Source organism: Actinomycetota bacterium, assembly GCA_030682655.1.
In the GTDB taxonomy this organism is placed as follows: domain Bacteria; phylum Actinomycetota; class Coriobacteriia; order Anaerosomatales; family JAUXNU01; genus JAUXNU01.
In genome coordinates this window covers 1-1,030 of record JAUXNU010000029.1, presented here as the reverse complement: position 1 = coordinate 1,030, position 1,030 = coordinate 1, and the positions used below count along the sequence as shown (strand labels likewise).

Sequence of the window (1,030 nt, the reverse complement as noted above, 5' to 3'; positions counted from 1 at the left end):
GTTATCAATTGCATTACCAGCTACGTTCAGGACCTCATTGTTCGTCCAACTGCCGTCAGCCAAGGTAGATACGGTCAAGTCCGGAGGGGTCAGGTCAATCGTCACAGCTGTTGAAAGCGTTATGGACGTGTTGCCTGCCCTGTCAATTGCCCTGAAGTTGATCGTGTGGGGTCCTTCGTCAATCTTTTCGGGTATCCATGTTGTCGAATACCTGCCGGATGATGAATCAGCTATCGGCAGAAGCCTCCATGAACCTCCATCGACACGGTATTGCACTCTGTCAACACCGGAGATGTCATCCATAGCAGTAACTGACAGATCAAACTGAGCGTTATAGTACCTGCCGGCTACAGGTGAAATAATATTGACCATTGGGGGAGCCCCGTCAATAACAGTAAACGCAGTGCTCGCAACATGCATTGCAGTTCCCTGATGCAGATACTGTAGTACCACTTCATAGGTTTTCAATCCGTATCCCTGTGTCAGGAACGCAACCCGTCCGGATACGCTGCCGTCTATGGCAAGATCCAGGGTGTCTTCAAACGAGTTCATGACAGTCTGGGTTGCCGGATCCAGTACCAGGACCCTTAGGGGCAGACCGACGATGTCCATATTACCGGCATTGCCTGCGGAGTAATCCGCAAGCACCTGATTGCCATATATAACAACCGGAGGGGTTGCCTTAATATATCCTGTCACCAAAGTCACGGGCAGAATACTGAAGGCCGCCGAGTTGCTTGAGACGACCTTCCCGTCAAGACGAACTTCCAAAGAGGAAGTGTACTCCCCGGGCAGGTTCAGGCCCGTATTCCAAATCAAGCCAAGGTCAGCTGCAGTGCCAGGCAGCATACTGTTGATATCCCTGGTTTCGTTGATAAGTTCTTTATCTGATTGATCAACGATCCTCACGCCGGCCTTAAGCACCGGCACGATATAGTTGGTTCCCCTGTTCTCAATTGTATAGCTGATAGTCACATCTTCTTTCGGACCATATAGAGCCTTGTCAGTGACCAAAGAGGAACGAATCAAG

General features: G+C 50.2%; 1 protein-coding gene. It reads right to left on the bottom strand.

Going from position 1 to position 1,030, the window contains the following annotated elements:
- Positions 1–975: Ig-like domain-containing protein (locus Q8K99_01685; GenBank protein MDP2181266.1), on the bottom strand; the 975-nt coding region annotated here is incomplete at its 3' end.
- Positions 976–1,030: the final 55 nt, after the last annotated feature.